This window comes from Shewanella yunxiaonensis (assembly GCF_018223345.1).
Lineage (GTDB): Bacteria > Pseudomonadota > Gammaproteobacteria > Enterobacterales > Shewanellaceae > Shewanella > Shewanella yunxiaonensis.
This window is the reverse complement of the sequence record NZ_CP073587.1, coordinates 1,409,045-1,423,621: the sequence shown is the minus strand read 5'-3', so window position 1 is coordinate 1,423,621 and position 14,577 is coordinate 1,409,045. Positions and strand designations below refer to the sequence as shown.

Here is a 14,577-nt window from a genome sequence, read left to right as displayed (position 1 = left end):
AAACGGACAGCTTAACTCGCCACTTTAAGAGCTCGATACTCTCTAGGTGACATCATTTTCAATCCACTGTGTGGGTGGTAATTGTTGTAATCGTCAAACCATTCAGCGAGCTTTGCAAGCACCGTGGCTGCGTCTGGACGGTCGTTCAGGTATACATAATCTCGTTTAAACGTCTTCACGAAAGCTTCTGCCATGCCATTGCTTTGCGGGCTTCTAACTGGCGTCGTGCACACCTTAAAACCGAGTGACTTGGCGAACTGCCGTGTTTCTTCGGCGATATAACAACTGCCATTATCGGTTAACCATTCGACGGTATGTGGCAACTCTCGGACATCTCCGAAGCGCTGTTCCATGCTTTCAACCAAAATGTCTTGAACCATGTCAGCGCGGATACCCGTCGTTGTGGCTACATAACTCATAATTTCACGATCACAGCAATCTAAGCTAAATGCCACGCGCACTTTTTCTTTGTTCCAGCACGTTATTTCAAAGCCATCTGAGCACCAGCGAGTGTTTGGGTGCAACGTAATAACCTGACCGTCATGAGCGCGGTGCTCACTTACACGACCGGTATGTTTGCGTAACAGCAAGTTGTTTTGTTGCATCAGGCGATAGACGCGTTTTGGATTCACTCGCGTAATTACATGCTGCTCTGCTTTCAACTGGCGATTTAAATGCGCAGTAATCCGGCGATAGCCGTTGCTTTCACGCTCCTCGCAGATGTCGATTATTAACGGCAATAACAGCGCATCATCAGCCTTGTTGTAGCGTACTGAGCGGCCTTCTCGGCGCACGGACAAACGTTGGTATAAGTTCGAACGCGACACGCCAAGAGCCGCAGCTACTCGGAGGACAGGGAATCGTCCGGTGGTAGCAATGGCATGCGCGATATCAACTTTTTTGACTGGGCTATCTCCAGCGCCTCTTTTAGAATTTCGGTTTCCATCGTTTTACGGCCGAGCAACTGCTCAAGCTGTTTCACTTTCTTTTGAAGCGCCTTATGGTCTGCAGCACTGACGACTTCGTCACCAGACTGGATAGCAGACATACCACCATCTTGCATGAGCTTTTTCCACTTAAACAATAGACTCGGGGTTATGCCGTTTTGCCTGGCAACCAGCGAAACCGAATAGCCCGGCTGCATAGTCATGGCAACGAACTTTGCTTTTTCTTGCGGAGTATAACGACGGCGACGTTGTTCGCCAGTAATAATTTCAATACGTTCCATAGACACTCCTTAAAGATAGGTCTAAGCCTATCGCTTAACTAATGAGTGTCCGTTTTAATTGGGGGCTATTACAATGTCTTAGAAGAATTGCCAAACAGATGTACCTAGCTTGAACATCATCAGACGGAATGAAATTGCGCCAATAAACACACACACCAGTGCAATTATGGCTAAGGTTGAACGTGAATTGTTTGCAGGTTTAATCAATGCCAATATCGCGGGGATAACAATGCCAACTAGCACGATACCTGCCCAGAACAATGGCGCCAGATCGCCTGACAATATCCGTGTTGCAGACCGACTGTAGTCCGGGAAATCGTCAGATGAAATATGAACCACATAAGCAATGATTAATACCGCCATAACTAATAAGGCTAACAGGGTCAGTGACTTAGTAGTAATAGAATCGCCAACAGACAGGTTTGGCTTGTGCATGATGTTATACGCAAAGCATGCAGCCACCACAGCTGTCATTAGGTATATCAACGGTAAAATCAAGGTATCCCATGCCGGGCGAGCACCCATGATATAGGAATCTCCCACGGCAAAAGCGAGGATAGCGGCCAGCACGACACCAACGGAGGCAATAAATCTCAAAGTGCCTAGAGCCGCGTTACGTTTCAATGCCACTAAGTAGGCCACAATGCATAACGCCGTCAGTCCAATCATGGAAGATTCCATGAAAATCCCTGATGTTGGGTGTCCCAAGGCACCAAAGATCCGTTCCGGATGGCCTAAATGCATCACACTCGAAAAACCACCAAGTGAAAGCAGAATAATGGCTGCAACGGCTCCTGACCAACGAACTTTAGGATCAAAACCCCGCCATTCGTTAAAGCCTACTGCCATAAAGGTGCCAGCTCCTAATGCGACAAAGGATGTAAAAAAGACTAATGCCCATTCATTACCCATTTTTGTTTTCTCCCTCAGTTCTTGGTGGTTGGTGAAACTCCCGCCAGGTTTCTTTTGGTTCTATCGCCTGCCATTCAGCATTTTCTTTGTGCAATATGTAACGCACTGTAGGGTGATTTCCCCGATCAGGAAGTGAGTGCACATTTTCAGCACCTGCGTTAGCAACTACTTGGGAAACAATGCTCTTTGGATCGTCGATGTCACCGTAAAACCTCGCCTGAGCCGGGCACGCTTTGACACATGCGGGCTCGCCCCCTACATCGGTGAGGTGTTTACACATGGTGCATTTCTCAACCACTTTTTCCTCAGCATTGAAAGAACGTGCGCCATAGGGGCAGGCCATCATGCAATAACGGCAACCAATACATTTTTCCTTGTCAATCAATATGCTTCCATCATCGGCCTTGTAAGATGCACCTGTCGGGCAGACTTTTACGCAAGGTGCGTCGCGGCATTCCTGACATACTGTTGGCAAAAAGTACTGTTGTAAGTTAGGAAATTCTCCGACGGGACCAACGGTGAGCACTTTCCCATAATAGTCACCGAGCGCCACATTATTTTCTTGCTTGCATGCCACTTCGCAGGAGTAGCAACCGATACAGCGATCTAAATCGATCACTAATGTCTTTTGTACCATCGATTAAGCCTCCGCTTCTGGAGTTGGGTCTGAAGGATTTGGTAGCCATGGAGCGAATTGTTCCGGCTCTGTCCAAACACCTTCAGGTGCCGAATCTGCTTTGTAGACACGCACCTGATACCCACGCAACGTGTAGGTACCACAAACGTCATTAAACGGTGCATCGTTTTTGGATAGTACGTTGACGTTCATTTCTTTCCAGCCGTGGCTTTCAGTATTCAATGTTTCAGGGAACCAGAAACGCTCCATATAAACGGTGCCGGGCGCTATCCCTTCTGTCACGCGAGCTTTGGCTTGTGTTTTGCCACGCCGAGATTCAACCCAAACCCAATCGGATTGCTCAACCCCATATTTTTTGGCAGCAACCGGATTGATCCAAATCTCAGGGACTGGGTAGATTTCACGTAACCAAGGAACGTTTCTCAAGGTGCCGTGATGGAACATAGGCAAACGCCCGTTAGTCATAACCAATGGAAATTCTTTACCAACATCGGCATTCGGATTCTCATGAGGTTCAGCGTAATACGGCAAAGCATCATAATCTTGCGAAGCCGGAGGTAAGTCATAGGTAGCGTAAGGGCGTCCAGTACGACCAAGCTCAATGAAGCGCTCACCGTAAAGTTCAAGTTTTTTGGATGGAGTACTAAATCCAACAGGCAAACCAGTTTCTGGATCTACTTGTTTATAAACATAATACTGGTGCCATTTGTCATACGGCATAAATTCCATCGGCGATTTCTTAATGAACTCTTTCCAGGTAATGGACAAAGGCTTAAGTCTCGCGTCTAGCAGCTCTTCCATGGTGTTCCAGTAAGGCAGATCTCGTCCCATAAACTCGGCATCAAAAGCCTTTTGGCAGTTTTCATGTCCCATATCTGCTAGCCGTTTTGCCAATTTGGACCAGAACAAGGTTTCATCCATGGTTTCCCATGTATGAGTTACAGCCTGGCGACCACACAACATATTTAATGATTCAACCAACATGTTGGTCTCAAGCCATTCGGCTGCTGGCAATAACATGTCTGCATAACTGGAGAATGACGTTGGATACATGTACATGTGTGCAATAAAATCAACTTTATCTATTGCTGGAAGCCAAGAGGATGCATTTCCTAATACAGCAAATTTATTCCCTGAACGCTCAATCCAAACCCGTGGTTGATATGGCTTGGCCGTTAAAATTGCGTTTAGAACTGTAGGTATGTGAGCTGCACCCCATTGCAATAGTCCTTTATGTTCTATTGCACCTAAACGCTTATTGAGTTGCTCTTCGCTTAATAGTTTTCTGGCTTCTGGAACAATATATGTGGAAGGTTCCATTGTTCCGCTGTGAGGTCGCCGCTGCATCAGTGCACCGGGCTTTTCAACGTTCCCCATAATTGAGTCAAGAATACAAATAGACATTGCTGCCTGAGTGGAGTTTGGATGTTGATCTGTTGCAACCCCCAAAGAAATACCAGACGGGCCTTGAATATATAGTTGTAGTGCTTGTTCAATCTTATCTTTTTCAAGCCAACAAATTTTAGCAGCATGTTCTAGGGTATATGGTTCAACACGATCTTTTAGCAGCTGGAAGCCCGTTTTATAAGTTTCGCCGCCCACATTAAACTCGCCTTCCAAAGCAGGAATTAGCTTCTCATCCCAAGGATAAGTCAACGGCTTTGCAGACTTAGATGTAGTATCCCAAATAACAAATGTATTGCTGTCTCCATCTGATACTAATTCAGAAGCACGCAACAGCATATGAGTCTTTGTATTAACCAGAAATGGCAAGTTTGTCCATTTCAAGACAAAGTCTTTATCATAATGATTATTAGCGATTACATAACGGATCCAGCTCAACATCAAGGCGACATCGGTACCTGGACGAATAGGTAGCCAGACATCTGCACGAGCAGCGTCGGGGGTAAATCTTGGATCAACAGAAACCGTGCGTACGCCCTTGCTTCTTAGTTCTGTTAAGATTCGACCACCACCAGCAGGGCAGCTATAAGACACACTTGTGCCCCATAATACTAAGGTTTTAATTTTAGAGTCTTTGCTGTATAACTCGAGCGCCTCAGAGTCCGCAATACTGCTGGCTGGACCACCGTACATTAAATCCCAAGTTAATGTTCTTGGGAGATAACACTGAGAGCAACCTGGTTCAAACCAGTTAGGTGTACCAAAGGCATTACAAAAACGAGCAATACTTGGAAATTGTGGGTTACCACCACCGCCTGTAGAACAAAATACAGCCTCAGCACCGTATTTTTCTCTAGTATCCATTAACGTGTCAGCTAACTTTTGCAGTGCATCATTCCAGCTGATACGTTTCCATTTATTTTCACCTCGCTTACCCACACGCAACATAGGATATTTATTGCGGTTAGGATTGTACAACGCTTGGATGCCTGCGAGTCCTTTAGCACATAATGTGCCTTTAGACATAGGATATTCTGGGTTACCTTCTAGCTTGACTACCCGACCATTTTTTACGTGGGCTAGAACCCCGCAGTTATGGATACAAGCACGACAATTTGTTTTGACGATTTTTATTTCACCACCAACACCAGAAGTGGCGTCGTGAGTTTCGGCTTTAGCTTTTGGAATTAGACCATCAGATAGTGACAGACCTAAAGCACCAGAAACACCGATGATTGTAGTGGCTTTTAAAAAATCTCTTCGATCAAAAAAAGATTGTTTCATAAAATGTCCTAACAATTCACTCAATTAAATATTTATAAATTGGTTATATAGCATTTTTATTAAAAATTTTTCCGACCATAAACCTCCATGCCTGAATGTTATCCATGATGAACTTCATGAACTCGCCGTGAGGATATTAATTAAATTCATAAAAATCTAATGAAAGTATTAGTCAATAATTTATTTTGATCAGCCAATAGAATTGCGGCGTAATTAATTATTCACTTAAATTAATCAACTACTGTTTATATTAATTTTTATTAAATTATATATAATTAATTTTATTGATTCATATGCATTACATGTCCATTTAAACTGCTGCATGACTTTTTAAATTCTATATAAAAGGTTATTCAGCATCTATTATCTTTCCAGAAAGCTAATCATTAACAACATACTAGTATCTTTTTAGAAAGATAATGTGAGTTACATAACTTTCTTGGAAGATATTATTTTTTAAAAATGTTTTTTAAAACAAACAAAACTGCATTTACCATGCTTCTATAGCAAACAGGTAACTACGCATATTTTGGCAATTCATGCACAGTTACTCCGTACGAACGAGAGCGGAGTTTATTAAAATAGTTATCGTGAGATCGTCCCAATTTGCTGTAACAGTAGATTTGGATTGGTCGTCAATGCATTAGCATAATTCAATATGACTTCAACGGAATTTGTGCTTTTAGAAACATTACTTTTTCTGACTTTTCCTACCAAATGATGCCATCTAAGTTATATCCAACGCTATTGATGTTGGTATTCCCATATTTTTCGACCTAAAAGACAGCACACCTTTGTGAATTACTAAAGAAATAGTTCAAGATTATAGAGAGAATGAAAAAAGGTAATTTTGCTAAAGAAAGTGAGGTAATCGCTACTAATCTACTATTTTTTATCGATTCGCTGACGTCATCAAAATGATGACATTCCAAATTGCTTAGAGGTCATCAGCTCTGGAAGCTGCAGCAGTTCGGTATATTAAATTTGTATTAATTATGTCACTTAGAGTAAATAAATAATTTTATAAAGAAAAAGCGCCCACAAATGGGCGCTAGAAAATACTGTTCCCAGAGAAATAGAAAACAGCATACAACGATTGGTAAGCGCGACTTCAACAAGGAACGGAAAAAGAGTCGCAATCAGATGTTTTGTTACTTACCCCCAAAACTGAATTTGTAATTAACTCGGAATCGAGTCTCTTGCGAGCCGGTGTTCATGTTAGTCCAGTCAACATCCTGATACGCGAGGCTGACAGACAAGCCATCCAGTGCATTATTAAATTGGTCAGTAAATTCATACTTCACAAAGTAATCGACCTCAGTGTTTGCCCCCGGATACACCGTCAGGTTCAATGGGCGATTATATTTTGCCCACCAAATCATGGCGCTTAAACCTTTAATGCCAACCCGGCTGAAATCGTAACCGGTTTTTACACCGCGAGCGATTTCGTTGGCAGCAAAAGAGGTTTGATAGGCTTGCATAATGATACGACCAAAGCCCCAAGGGCCTAAGAAGTCAGTATCACCGGTTTTGGTCCATTCAAATTCAGTGTAAAAGTCTTTGTATTTAATCCCTGATTCGAATCCATATTGGTAGGTATCAATATGCTCATCAGCATATTTTTTACCGGTTTCTTTCTGGCTGACATAGGACGGCATGAAAAATACATTGACATCGCCGAGCTGCTTACTGAGTTTGACCCGGAAGTAGTTCATATCCATGTAGTCTTCCATGTGATATGTCCAGGCTTCGGCATTGGTTTTGAAGCCGAGGTTCTCGGTAGGCAGATTATATCTTGCCCCCAGTATTACCATTGGCTTGCTTGGACCATCTTCACTCAACGCCGCCGACAACGAGCTGTAGTCGCTATCATGCCAGCCAGAGTAGTCGGTAATGTAGTAAGCATGCAGCTCTAGGTCTTTGACACTGCGATTGATAACCGACAAACCCCGATAAGTTTTAGGCAAGATTTCACAGTAATCATGCCACATCATCGGAGTAAAGATTTCCTGTGCGCCCCACGTGATAGTCGTGTCGTACCAATTGCCTCGGACGTAGTATTCCAGCATTTTGTTGTAGCCATCATGATGATGACCGTCACCATTATCCTGCAGCAGATTGTAGCCCGCATCGTTACGGTCGTTAAATACCGGGTTCGCAGACGCAAAGGTCATCCCCAAGCTAACTCCGTTGTAACTGGCTGTTTTTAAATAAGCAACGCCGCCTAATGCCGTATCGCTACCCGACGTCTCACTCCCCGTTTTCAGTTTATAGGAGTATAGTTTCAACTCACCGTTCACGGTCCCCTTAGTGAACATGTCAGAAATCGAGTCTGCGTCTGCAGCATAGACGTTGTGAATGACGCCCGCCAACATTGTCAGACTGAATAAAAAGCTGAATTTAGCTCTCATCATTATCTCCAGCGAATTATTGTTATCGCTTGTATATTCCACTCACCAATTTGAACGGTGAGTGGAATATCTATCTATTTAAATTTTGACAACACTTATCCATCCCAATAATTTTTATTGGAAGGAATTATTATTTAAATTTAAAATAAGCGGTTATTAGTTAAGGTATTTTCCAACCAAATGTATGGCATTTATAACATACAGAATCTTCTTCTTTAGATTCGCTATGTCCTTTATGACAATTATCGCAAGACATGTGGCCCAAGTGATTATCGTGTGGGTTAGCATCATCCAAATATAAACCTGAACCACCAGCATAAATAGATTGTTTATATGTTTTCTTGGCTAATGCATCCCAACCACCGTGACATTTTAAGCAACGGTCAGCTTCGATTTTTGGATTATTTGCGTCACCGTGACAAGAAGTACATTTTAATCCTTTTGCCATATGTTTCTGAGCCAGAAACTGGTCGCTTTTTTCTGCAGCAGAAACATTATATGCAGCGACCATCGCAAACAGGGACAAAAATATACCTGTTATTAATTTTTTCATATTCATCTACCTAGATTTTTAATTTGACTTAAATGTTTAATTCGTCTTATTTCTGACTTTTAATCCATTCAGCTGCGTTGATACCTGCCATACGACCGGAAGTCGTTGCAAAACCAGCAGTTAGCCCTTCGATCAACATATAACTATCAGAATAAAGACCACCGGCGATGTTACCTACCGCATAGAGACCAGGAATTGGGTGATTATGAGTATCAATGGCCTCCAGTTTTTCGTTAACTTTGACACCGCCAATGGTAGTCAAGTTATAGGCAGTAACGTTTACTGCATAGAAAGGGCCCTTCTTAACTGAATACATCAGGTCTTTTTTAGACTTACCAAACTGTTCATCAACGCCGGTTTTAACATAGCTGTTGTAGTCTTTAACTTGTTGTACAAAGCGGGGGGTATCAAAACCAGCAGCTTTGGCTAAGTCTTCAAGAGTATTGCCCTTATAAGCGCTTTGCTCTTTAACCGCTAAATCTAGGAAATGTTGTAATTGAGGTAATGGACCAGCCTGCTTATCGGCCTTTTTATTTAAATAAGGACGAATATTGGCAAAGGAATCCACCATACCAGTTTCGTGAGTCATAAAATGGTCAATAGTCGCTTGATCATAAATAACCCAGCCACGACCACCTACCGGAACCAGGGCATTTGCCACCAAAGCGTTGTCATATACCTTGTCTTCGTCAAAATAACGTTGGCCATTAGGCGCCACCCACAGCGTTGGAATACGGACGAGCGGCTCTAAATCAGAAAATATGACAGACTCACGATTGTCCGGAGTACAGATACCAGAACCATGATATTCGGTGATGTTTTCACCTTTTTTAGCAGCACCAAATTTCCAGGACATTTTAATGCCGGAACCATCGTTGTATAACCAACCCATAGGGTGGCCGACAATGCCGAATTCATCCAACATTTTCTGGTTACCCAAGAAACCACCAGTGGCTACGATAACCGCTTTGCCGTGCAATTCGACTTTTGAGCCATCTTCACGTTCAGCAATGACGCCACCCAATGACCCATCGGCATTTTTAATCAGGTCACGACCCGTGGTTTTCACCATGATGGTCCCCCCCTCTTTTTGGAAGGTTTTACCTAATGCCGCAATAGAATCATGCGAATTCCATTGGTGGTAAATTACGGGTTCGTTACCAACATGCGCCAACTGTCCGTTTTCTTTGGGCAGATAGATATTGGCACCGTTTTTATTCAACCAATCAATGGTGTTGGCTGATTCATTCACTTCCAGTTTGCCAAGCTTGGCGTTGAACAGCAGATGGGTATAGTCTTCCATCATTTTGAAGATGTAGTCTTTTGTTACATGCATACCACGCTCACGCTGCATTTTGGTATCTACACCTGTCATACCGCGGGAGAACTGCGAAGCACCGATAGAGTTTCCACGCTCTAACAATAAAACTTTCGCGCCGCCCTGTTCCGCAGCCAGAGCGGCTGGCATTCCTGAAGCACCTGCTCCAACGACGATAACGTCGTAGTTCACGTCTGCTGCTCCAGCAGCAAAACAGAGAGGACTAACGAGTAAAAACAACCCGCTGGAGATTGTAATTCTCAGTCTTTTCATGTTCTAACACCCTTTTGGTAAAAACGAATATTTATTCATTCTTATGGTTTATAGTCGAATCGAGCGACTTGATTTGCATTTATTTAGTTAGGCATATATTATTCAGACCTAATGATTAGAATGCTAACCAACGTCTTTCACGATTAATTTTTTAACTAAAATAACGTTAGCAATATGTCCAGAAACAAGACAAAATCTACCCATCTAAAGCTAATCAGAATATGTTAAGCTTTATTCAGTATTTTCTTGTTAAGTATCTGGCGCGCGTCAAACTAAAAAATTTAACCCATTGACAGAATTAGATTTCAGCGTGGATGTTTACATAGTTTTGCCTCAGTTAATTTAGTAACATGTTAAATAAATTTAATATGAACCATTATCTTTCACTAGAAGATAATTATCGGCGCAGTTTGTTCCGTCCTAGAAAGATAGTTAGCAACACATATCTTTCTAGAAAGGTAACTGATAAAACATACTAATGTCTTTCCAGAAAGATAATGTGAGATGTGTAACTTTCTTGGAAGATATTTTACAAAGATATTTATGAAAACAGATCCCAAAGCATACGAAATACTTCTAACTAAAGCAGAGAAACACTGGCCCGAGGTTGCGACCCCCCAATTTGCTGCAACAGTAGCTTTGCAGAGAGTTGGTCGTTTGTTTAGCGAAAATGCCAAAAATACACTTGCAGAATTTAATCTGACTACAACCGAATTTGAGGTTGTGTCAACATTACGTTTTTCTGATTTCCCTTACCAAATGATGCCCTCCGAGTTATATCCACGGCTCTTGATGAGTTCAGGAGGACTTACTAAGGTTCTGAAGTCTGTAGAAGACAGAGGACTTATCACTCGGCCTCAAAGTGAAGGCGACCAAAGAGTAAAGCCCATACAGTTAACAGAAAAAGGTATCTTGCTTATGGAAAAAGCAATGGAGGTTGTTCAATCGAGGGATGATTTGCTGGCATGGCAGCATTTTTCGACTGAGAAGACAAAGCACCTTTGTGAACTACTAAAGGAATTGTTGGATATTTTAGAGAAAGAACGGTAATGGTGATTTTGGCAAAGCGAGTGAATGAGTAAGTGAATACTCATTTGAAACTCGCCAAAGCCTGGCGCTGGAGAGTTTGGAGAAATCATTACAGTGTATTGGAGGGATGATTAGCCAACATCATTAGGTGTGTACCGTTCTTGTAATGCTGAATTGATCCATAATTGATAGGTTGGCTCCAATTGCCCTTGTTGCATCAGCGCAACAGCACCAGTAATAACCCTAAAATCACCAACGCCTGAATCCCACAAACCACCTTAAAAAACCGCAACGGATCACGTTGCAGTAACGGCACAAACTGCCCTGCGACCACAACCCTCGCTGGTGTTGACAGCTCATGAAAAAACTCATGGGTATCGGTTTGGCGCTCTGCTGGATCAATACTGAGCGCACGGCGCACCGCGGCGTCCATCCACGATGGCACTTCTGGTGCGAGTTCAGTAATAGGTTGGTACTTAAGCGCGGCAAAATCCTTAGCAGTGCGACACGCTGCAAGTTTGCCATAAAACGGCAGTTTGCCGGTGAGCATCTCAAAGGTGATAACGGCAAGCGAGAATAGATCGCTTTGTAAATTGCCAGAGTGCCCCAGCAACAACTCAGGCGCAGAATAGTCAGCAGTACCGAGAATATGGTCACGCTCGATTGGTGAGGCAATTTCAGCCAGACCGCGGACATAGCAGGAACCAAAATCCAGCAACTTGATACGCTTATCGTGAGTCACCATGACATTGCCGGGCTTTAGATCGCGGTGCACCATCTCGCGTCGATGCAAGGCTCGCAGTCCAGCCTCCATCTGCGACACTAAATGCAAGGTAGTTTCTGGGTCACATTTTTTAGCTGCAAGCCAACGGTCGAGCGGCTGGCCATTTAAATATTCAGTCAGGTAATACAGCGCAGATTTGGATTTCTCATGGTCCACCAATGCCACCACATTTCGATGGCGAATGCGGCTGCCAATCCAGCTTTCCTGCATAAAACGTTCAATGTATGCGGCATCATCCAAGTAGTTCACTGATGGGGTCTTCATACACGCAAGTTTGCCTTGTGCATCTTCTACCAGATACACCTGACTGCGCTCGCTTTCATGCAGTATTTGCCGCACCCGATAACCATCCAGTTTCTGTCCTATGGCCATGGGCGGTGGAAACGGTTTGCTGGAAAGGCTTAAATACAGGTCGTTTTTATCCATAGAAGGCAATGACGTTACCTGCAGATATTGGCAGCTGAGGTTGTCATCGCTTTCAGCGGCTAATGCCAGTTCCACCAACGAACGACACAGATGTCCACAATCTTCCTCGTCTTGTCGCGGATGTTGTCGCAGATGTTCGGCAATCATCTTGTCCGGCACATGCCCATAAATGCCATCGGTCATCAGCAACAAACCATCGCCAACCTGCAGCGGCAAACAGCTGTAATCGATTTCTAATTTGGGATCTAATCCCAGCGCTCGAGTAAGAAAGACCCCGCCGCCTTTCCCGCCCTTGCTACACGCATGATCACGCGTAAGTTGACTAAGTTCGCCCTCACGCCATAGATAAATTCTTGCATCGCCCACATGCAACAGATGCAGACTGCAAGATTTGACTATGGCCGCGCTAAAAGTACAGACATAACCGCGGCTGGCCTCACGGAAATCGCGGCCAAGGCCTAGTAGCCATTGGTTGATAGCAGCTAGCACCCGCTGGCTGGATGTCTGCACCGACCAACTCTGCGGCGTTGAATAGTAATCGGAGAGAAAACTGCTTACCGCGGCGCGGGCAGCTTGCTGCCCGGCCTCTGCGGCACTTACACCATCACAAATAACTGCGGCTATGCCCTTGCTGTGTAAAAGCTCATCCTGCGGAACACGAATACCGATAGCATCTTCGTTTCGCGGTTTCACTCCTGCACTCGAACATTGTCCAGTCCATAGTTGCAACCCACTGGTGACAGGCAACCCCGGCTCAATGAGCAAGTTGTCAGCGGCATCGCGCGTCGTTGTCGGGCATTGTGCAGTTAAGGACGTAGCAGCATTTACCATGGAAGTTCCTTATGCCGAGATTAACCCACGCTTATCAGCGTCACTTCACCATTCTCGTCCACTTCCGCCATATGGCCTTTAGGTTCGCGCATCAGAAACAGACAACCTAGTCCAAACAGCGCTGACACGGCAATGGTGTAGAAGAAGGCTTGTACTGACACCAGAGAATATACGGTCAAAAAGAATACCGCACCGACATTACCATAGGCACCCGTCATCCCGGCAATTTGTCCAGTCAAACGACGTTTGATCAGTGGCACCGCCGCAAATACGGCACCTTCACCGGCTTGTACGAAGAATGAGCATGCCATGACGGCCACCACTGCTAACGGCAGATTCCAGCTGCTATCAATATGAGCCACGGTGAAGTAACCTGCGGCCAGACCTGCGGTCAGGATCAACAACGTCGATTTACGGCCGAAACGGTCAGAGATCCAGCCACCACCGGGACGCGACATCAGGTTCATAAAAGCATATGAAGACGCCACCATCCCCGCTTGAGCCAAACCTAAGCTGAAGGTTTCCGCGAAGAACATTGGCAGCATAGAGACCACCGCCAGTTCTGAACCGAAGGTCGAGAAATATAACACGTTCAAAACCGCCACTTGCTTGAACTGATAACGTTCAAACTCGGGGACTTCTTTTTCAAACACATGACGGTTTACCTGCCAAGTTTTGTAGAAGTCGATCATTAACAGCACCGCCAGCACCACAATCACGGTCGTCACCATTGTTGGTGTGAGCATTTTTACGCCAGCAGGTGACAGTTTCCAACACAATAACCCCAGCGTGGCATACATCGGCACTTTCATCACCAGCAGCAGCCAGAAATCGCCTTTGCTGGTCACTTCCATGGCACCGGATTTCTTTGGTTTAAAGTACGTCGAGCCTTTCGGGGTATCGCTCGCGCCAAAGTAGTAAATCACACCGATGACAATGCTCATCACCCCCGTAAGTGCAATTGCGGCACGCCAGCCGTAGGGTTCTCCGATAGCTAATGCCAATACTGGCAAGCTGAACGCGGCCGCTGCGGAACCGAAGTTACCCCAACCGCCGTAGATGCCTTCCGCAGTACCCAGCTCTTTGGCCGGAAACCATTCGCTGATCATGCGAATACCGACCACGAAGCCTGCACCGATAAAACCCAACAAGAAACGGGCAATCGCTAACTGAGTAAAGCTGTCAGCAAAGGCGAACATGAAACAGGGTGCCGAACAGATGATCAGCAATGCTGAGTAAACTTTTCGAGGACCAAATTTGTCAGTGACCATGCCAATTACCACCCGGGCAGGAATGGTCAGCGCCACGTTCAAAATCAGCAGGGTTTTCACTTGTTCTTTAGTCAGTCCCAAACTTTCACTGATCAGGCTCATCAGGGGCGCGGCGTTAAACCACACCACGAACGATACAAAGAACGCCATCCAACTTAAGTGCATGATTTTCATCTTGCCCTTGAAAGAAAACAGATTAAATTTTTCCTGACTCAT

10 protein-coding genes are annotated in these 14,577 nt (G+C 44.5%); 1 reads left to right on the top strand and 9 read right to left on the bottom strand.

The window, feature by feature from the left end; genetic code table 11:
• Nucleotides 1-11: 11 nt before the first annotated feature.
• From KDN34_RS06615 to KDN34_RS06585, 7 genes are all read right to left on the bottom strand, one after another.
• Nucleotides 12-1,228 (bottom strand): IS3 family transposase gene (locus KDN34_RS06615; protein ID WP_407695771.1). Its coding sequence is split into 2 segments (ribosomal slippage): nt 12-913 and nt 913-1,228, totalling 1,218 coding nucleotides; the frame shifts between segments, so codons are not numbered across the junction.
• A 78-nt stretch (nt 1,229-1,306) separates the two neighbouring features.
• Nucleotides 1,307-2,140: a dimethyl sulfoxide reductase anchor subunit family protein gene (locus KDN34_RS06610; RefSeq protein WP_212596101.1), complete on the bottom strand. Its 834-nt coding sequence runs from the start codon at nt 2,138-2,140 to the stop codon at nt 1,307-1,309.
• Nucleotides 2,133-2,777 (bottom strand): 4Fe-4S dicluster domain-containing protein, encoded by a 645-nt coding sequence (locus KDN34_RS06605; protein ID WP_212596100.1) that lies wholly within the window; start codon nt 2,775-2,777, stop codon nt 2,133-2,135. Before KDN34_RS06605 ends, KDN34_RS06610 begins: the two co-directional genes overlap by 8 nt.
• A gap of 3 nt (nt 2,778-2,780) precedes the next feature.
• Nucleotides 2,781-5,465 carry a molybdopterin-containing oxidoreductase family protein gene (locus tag KDN34_RS06600; RefSeq protein WP_212596099.1) on the bottom strand — a complete coding sequence of 895 codons (2,685 nt, stop codon included), beginning with the start codon at nt 5,463-5,465 and terminating at the stop codon, nt 2,781-2,783.
• 1,151 nt (nt 5,466-6,616) lie between these two features.
• On the bottom strand, nt 6,617-7,879 hold the full coding sequence (locus KDN34_RS06595; protein WP_212596098.1) for an OprD family outer membrane porin: 1,263 nt from the start codon (nt 7,877-7,879) through the stop codon (nt 6,617-6,619).
• Nucleotides 7,880-8,036: 157 nt separating this feature from the next.
• Complete coding sequence (locus KDN34_RS06590) at nt 8,037-8,429, bottom strand: cytochrome c3 family protein (protein WP_212596097.1); 393 nt, start codon at nt 8,427-8,429, stop codon at nt 8,037-8,039.
• A 46-nt stretch (nt 8,430-8,475) separates the two neighbouring features.
• Nucleotides 8,476-10,020, bottom strand: coding sequence for an FAD-dependent oxidoreductase (locus tag KDN34_RS06585; protein WP_212596096.1), 1,545 nt, complete (start codon nt 10,018-10,020; stop codon nt 8,476-8,478).
• 543 nt (nt 10,021-10,563) lie between these two features.
• On the opposite strand from KDN34_RS06585, the gene KDN34_RS06580 reads away from it, so the two are divergent.
• Nucleotides 10,564-11,070 (top strand): MarR family winged helix-turn-helix transcriptional regulator, encoded by a 507-nt coding sequence (locus KDN34_RS06580; RefSeq protein WP_212596095.1) that lies wholly within the window; start codon nt 10,564-10,566, stop codon nt 11,068-11,070.
• Between the two features lie 196 nt (nt 11,071-11,266).
• On the opposite strand, the gene KDN34_RS06575 is transcribed toward KDN34_RS06580, so the two are convergent.
• Both KDN34_RS06575 and KDN34_RS06570 read right to left on the bottom strand, forming a co-directional pair.
• Nucleotides 11,267-13,090 (bottom strand): bifunctional protein-serine/threonine kinase/phosphatase, encoded by a 1,824-nt coding sequence (locus KDN34_RS06575; RefSeq protein WP_212596094.1) that lies wholly within the window; start codon nt 13,088-13,090, stop codon nt 11,267-11,269.
• Between the two features lie 20 nt (nt 13,091-13,110).
• Nucleotides 13,111-14,577, bottom strand: a complete 1,467-nt coding sequence (locus tag KDN34_RS06570; protein WP_212596093.1) for a NarK family nitrate/nitrite MFS transporter — start codon at nt 14,575-14,577, stop codon at nt 13,111-13,113.

Coding starts and splice junctions, on each gene's coding strand:
- KDN34_RS06610 (WP_212596101.1), bottom strand. CDS start 2,140: ATGGGTAATGAATGGGCATTAGTCTTTTTTACATCCTTTGTCGCATTA.
- KDN34_RS06605 (WP_212596100.1), bottom strand. CDS start 2,777: ATGGTACAAAAGACATTAGTGATCGATTTAGATCGCTGTATCGGTTGC.
- KDN34_RS06600 (WP_212596099.1), bottom strand. CDS start 5,465: ATGAAACAATCTTTTTTTGATCGAAGAGATTTTTTAAAAGCCACTACA.
- KDN34_RS06595 (WP_212596098.1), bottom strand. CDS start 7,879: ATGATGAGAGCTAAATTCAGCTTTTTATTCAGTCTGACAATGTTGGCG.
- KDN34_RS06590 (WP_212596097.1), bottom strand. CDS start 8,429: ATGAAAAAATTAATAACAGGTATATTTTTGTCCCTGTTTGCGATGGTC.
- KDN34_RS06585 (WP_212596096.1), bottom strand. CDS start 10,020: ATGAAAAGACTGAGAATTACAATCTCCAGCGGGTTGTTTTTACTCGTT.
- KDN34_RS06580 (WP_212596095.1), top strand. CDS start 10,564: ATGAAAACAGATCCCAAAGCATACGAAATACTTCTAACTAAAGCAGAG.
- KDN34_RS06575 (WP_212596094.1), bottom strand. CDS start 13,090: ATGGTAAATGCTGCTACGTCCTTAACTGCACAATGCCCGACAACGACG.
- KDN34_RS06570 (WP_212596093.1), bottom strand. CDS start 14,577: ATGAGTCAGGAAAAATTTAATCTGTTTTCTTTCAAGGGCAAGATGAAA.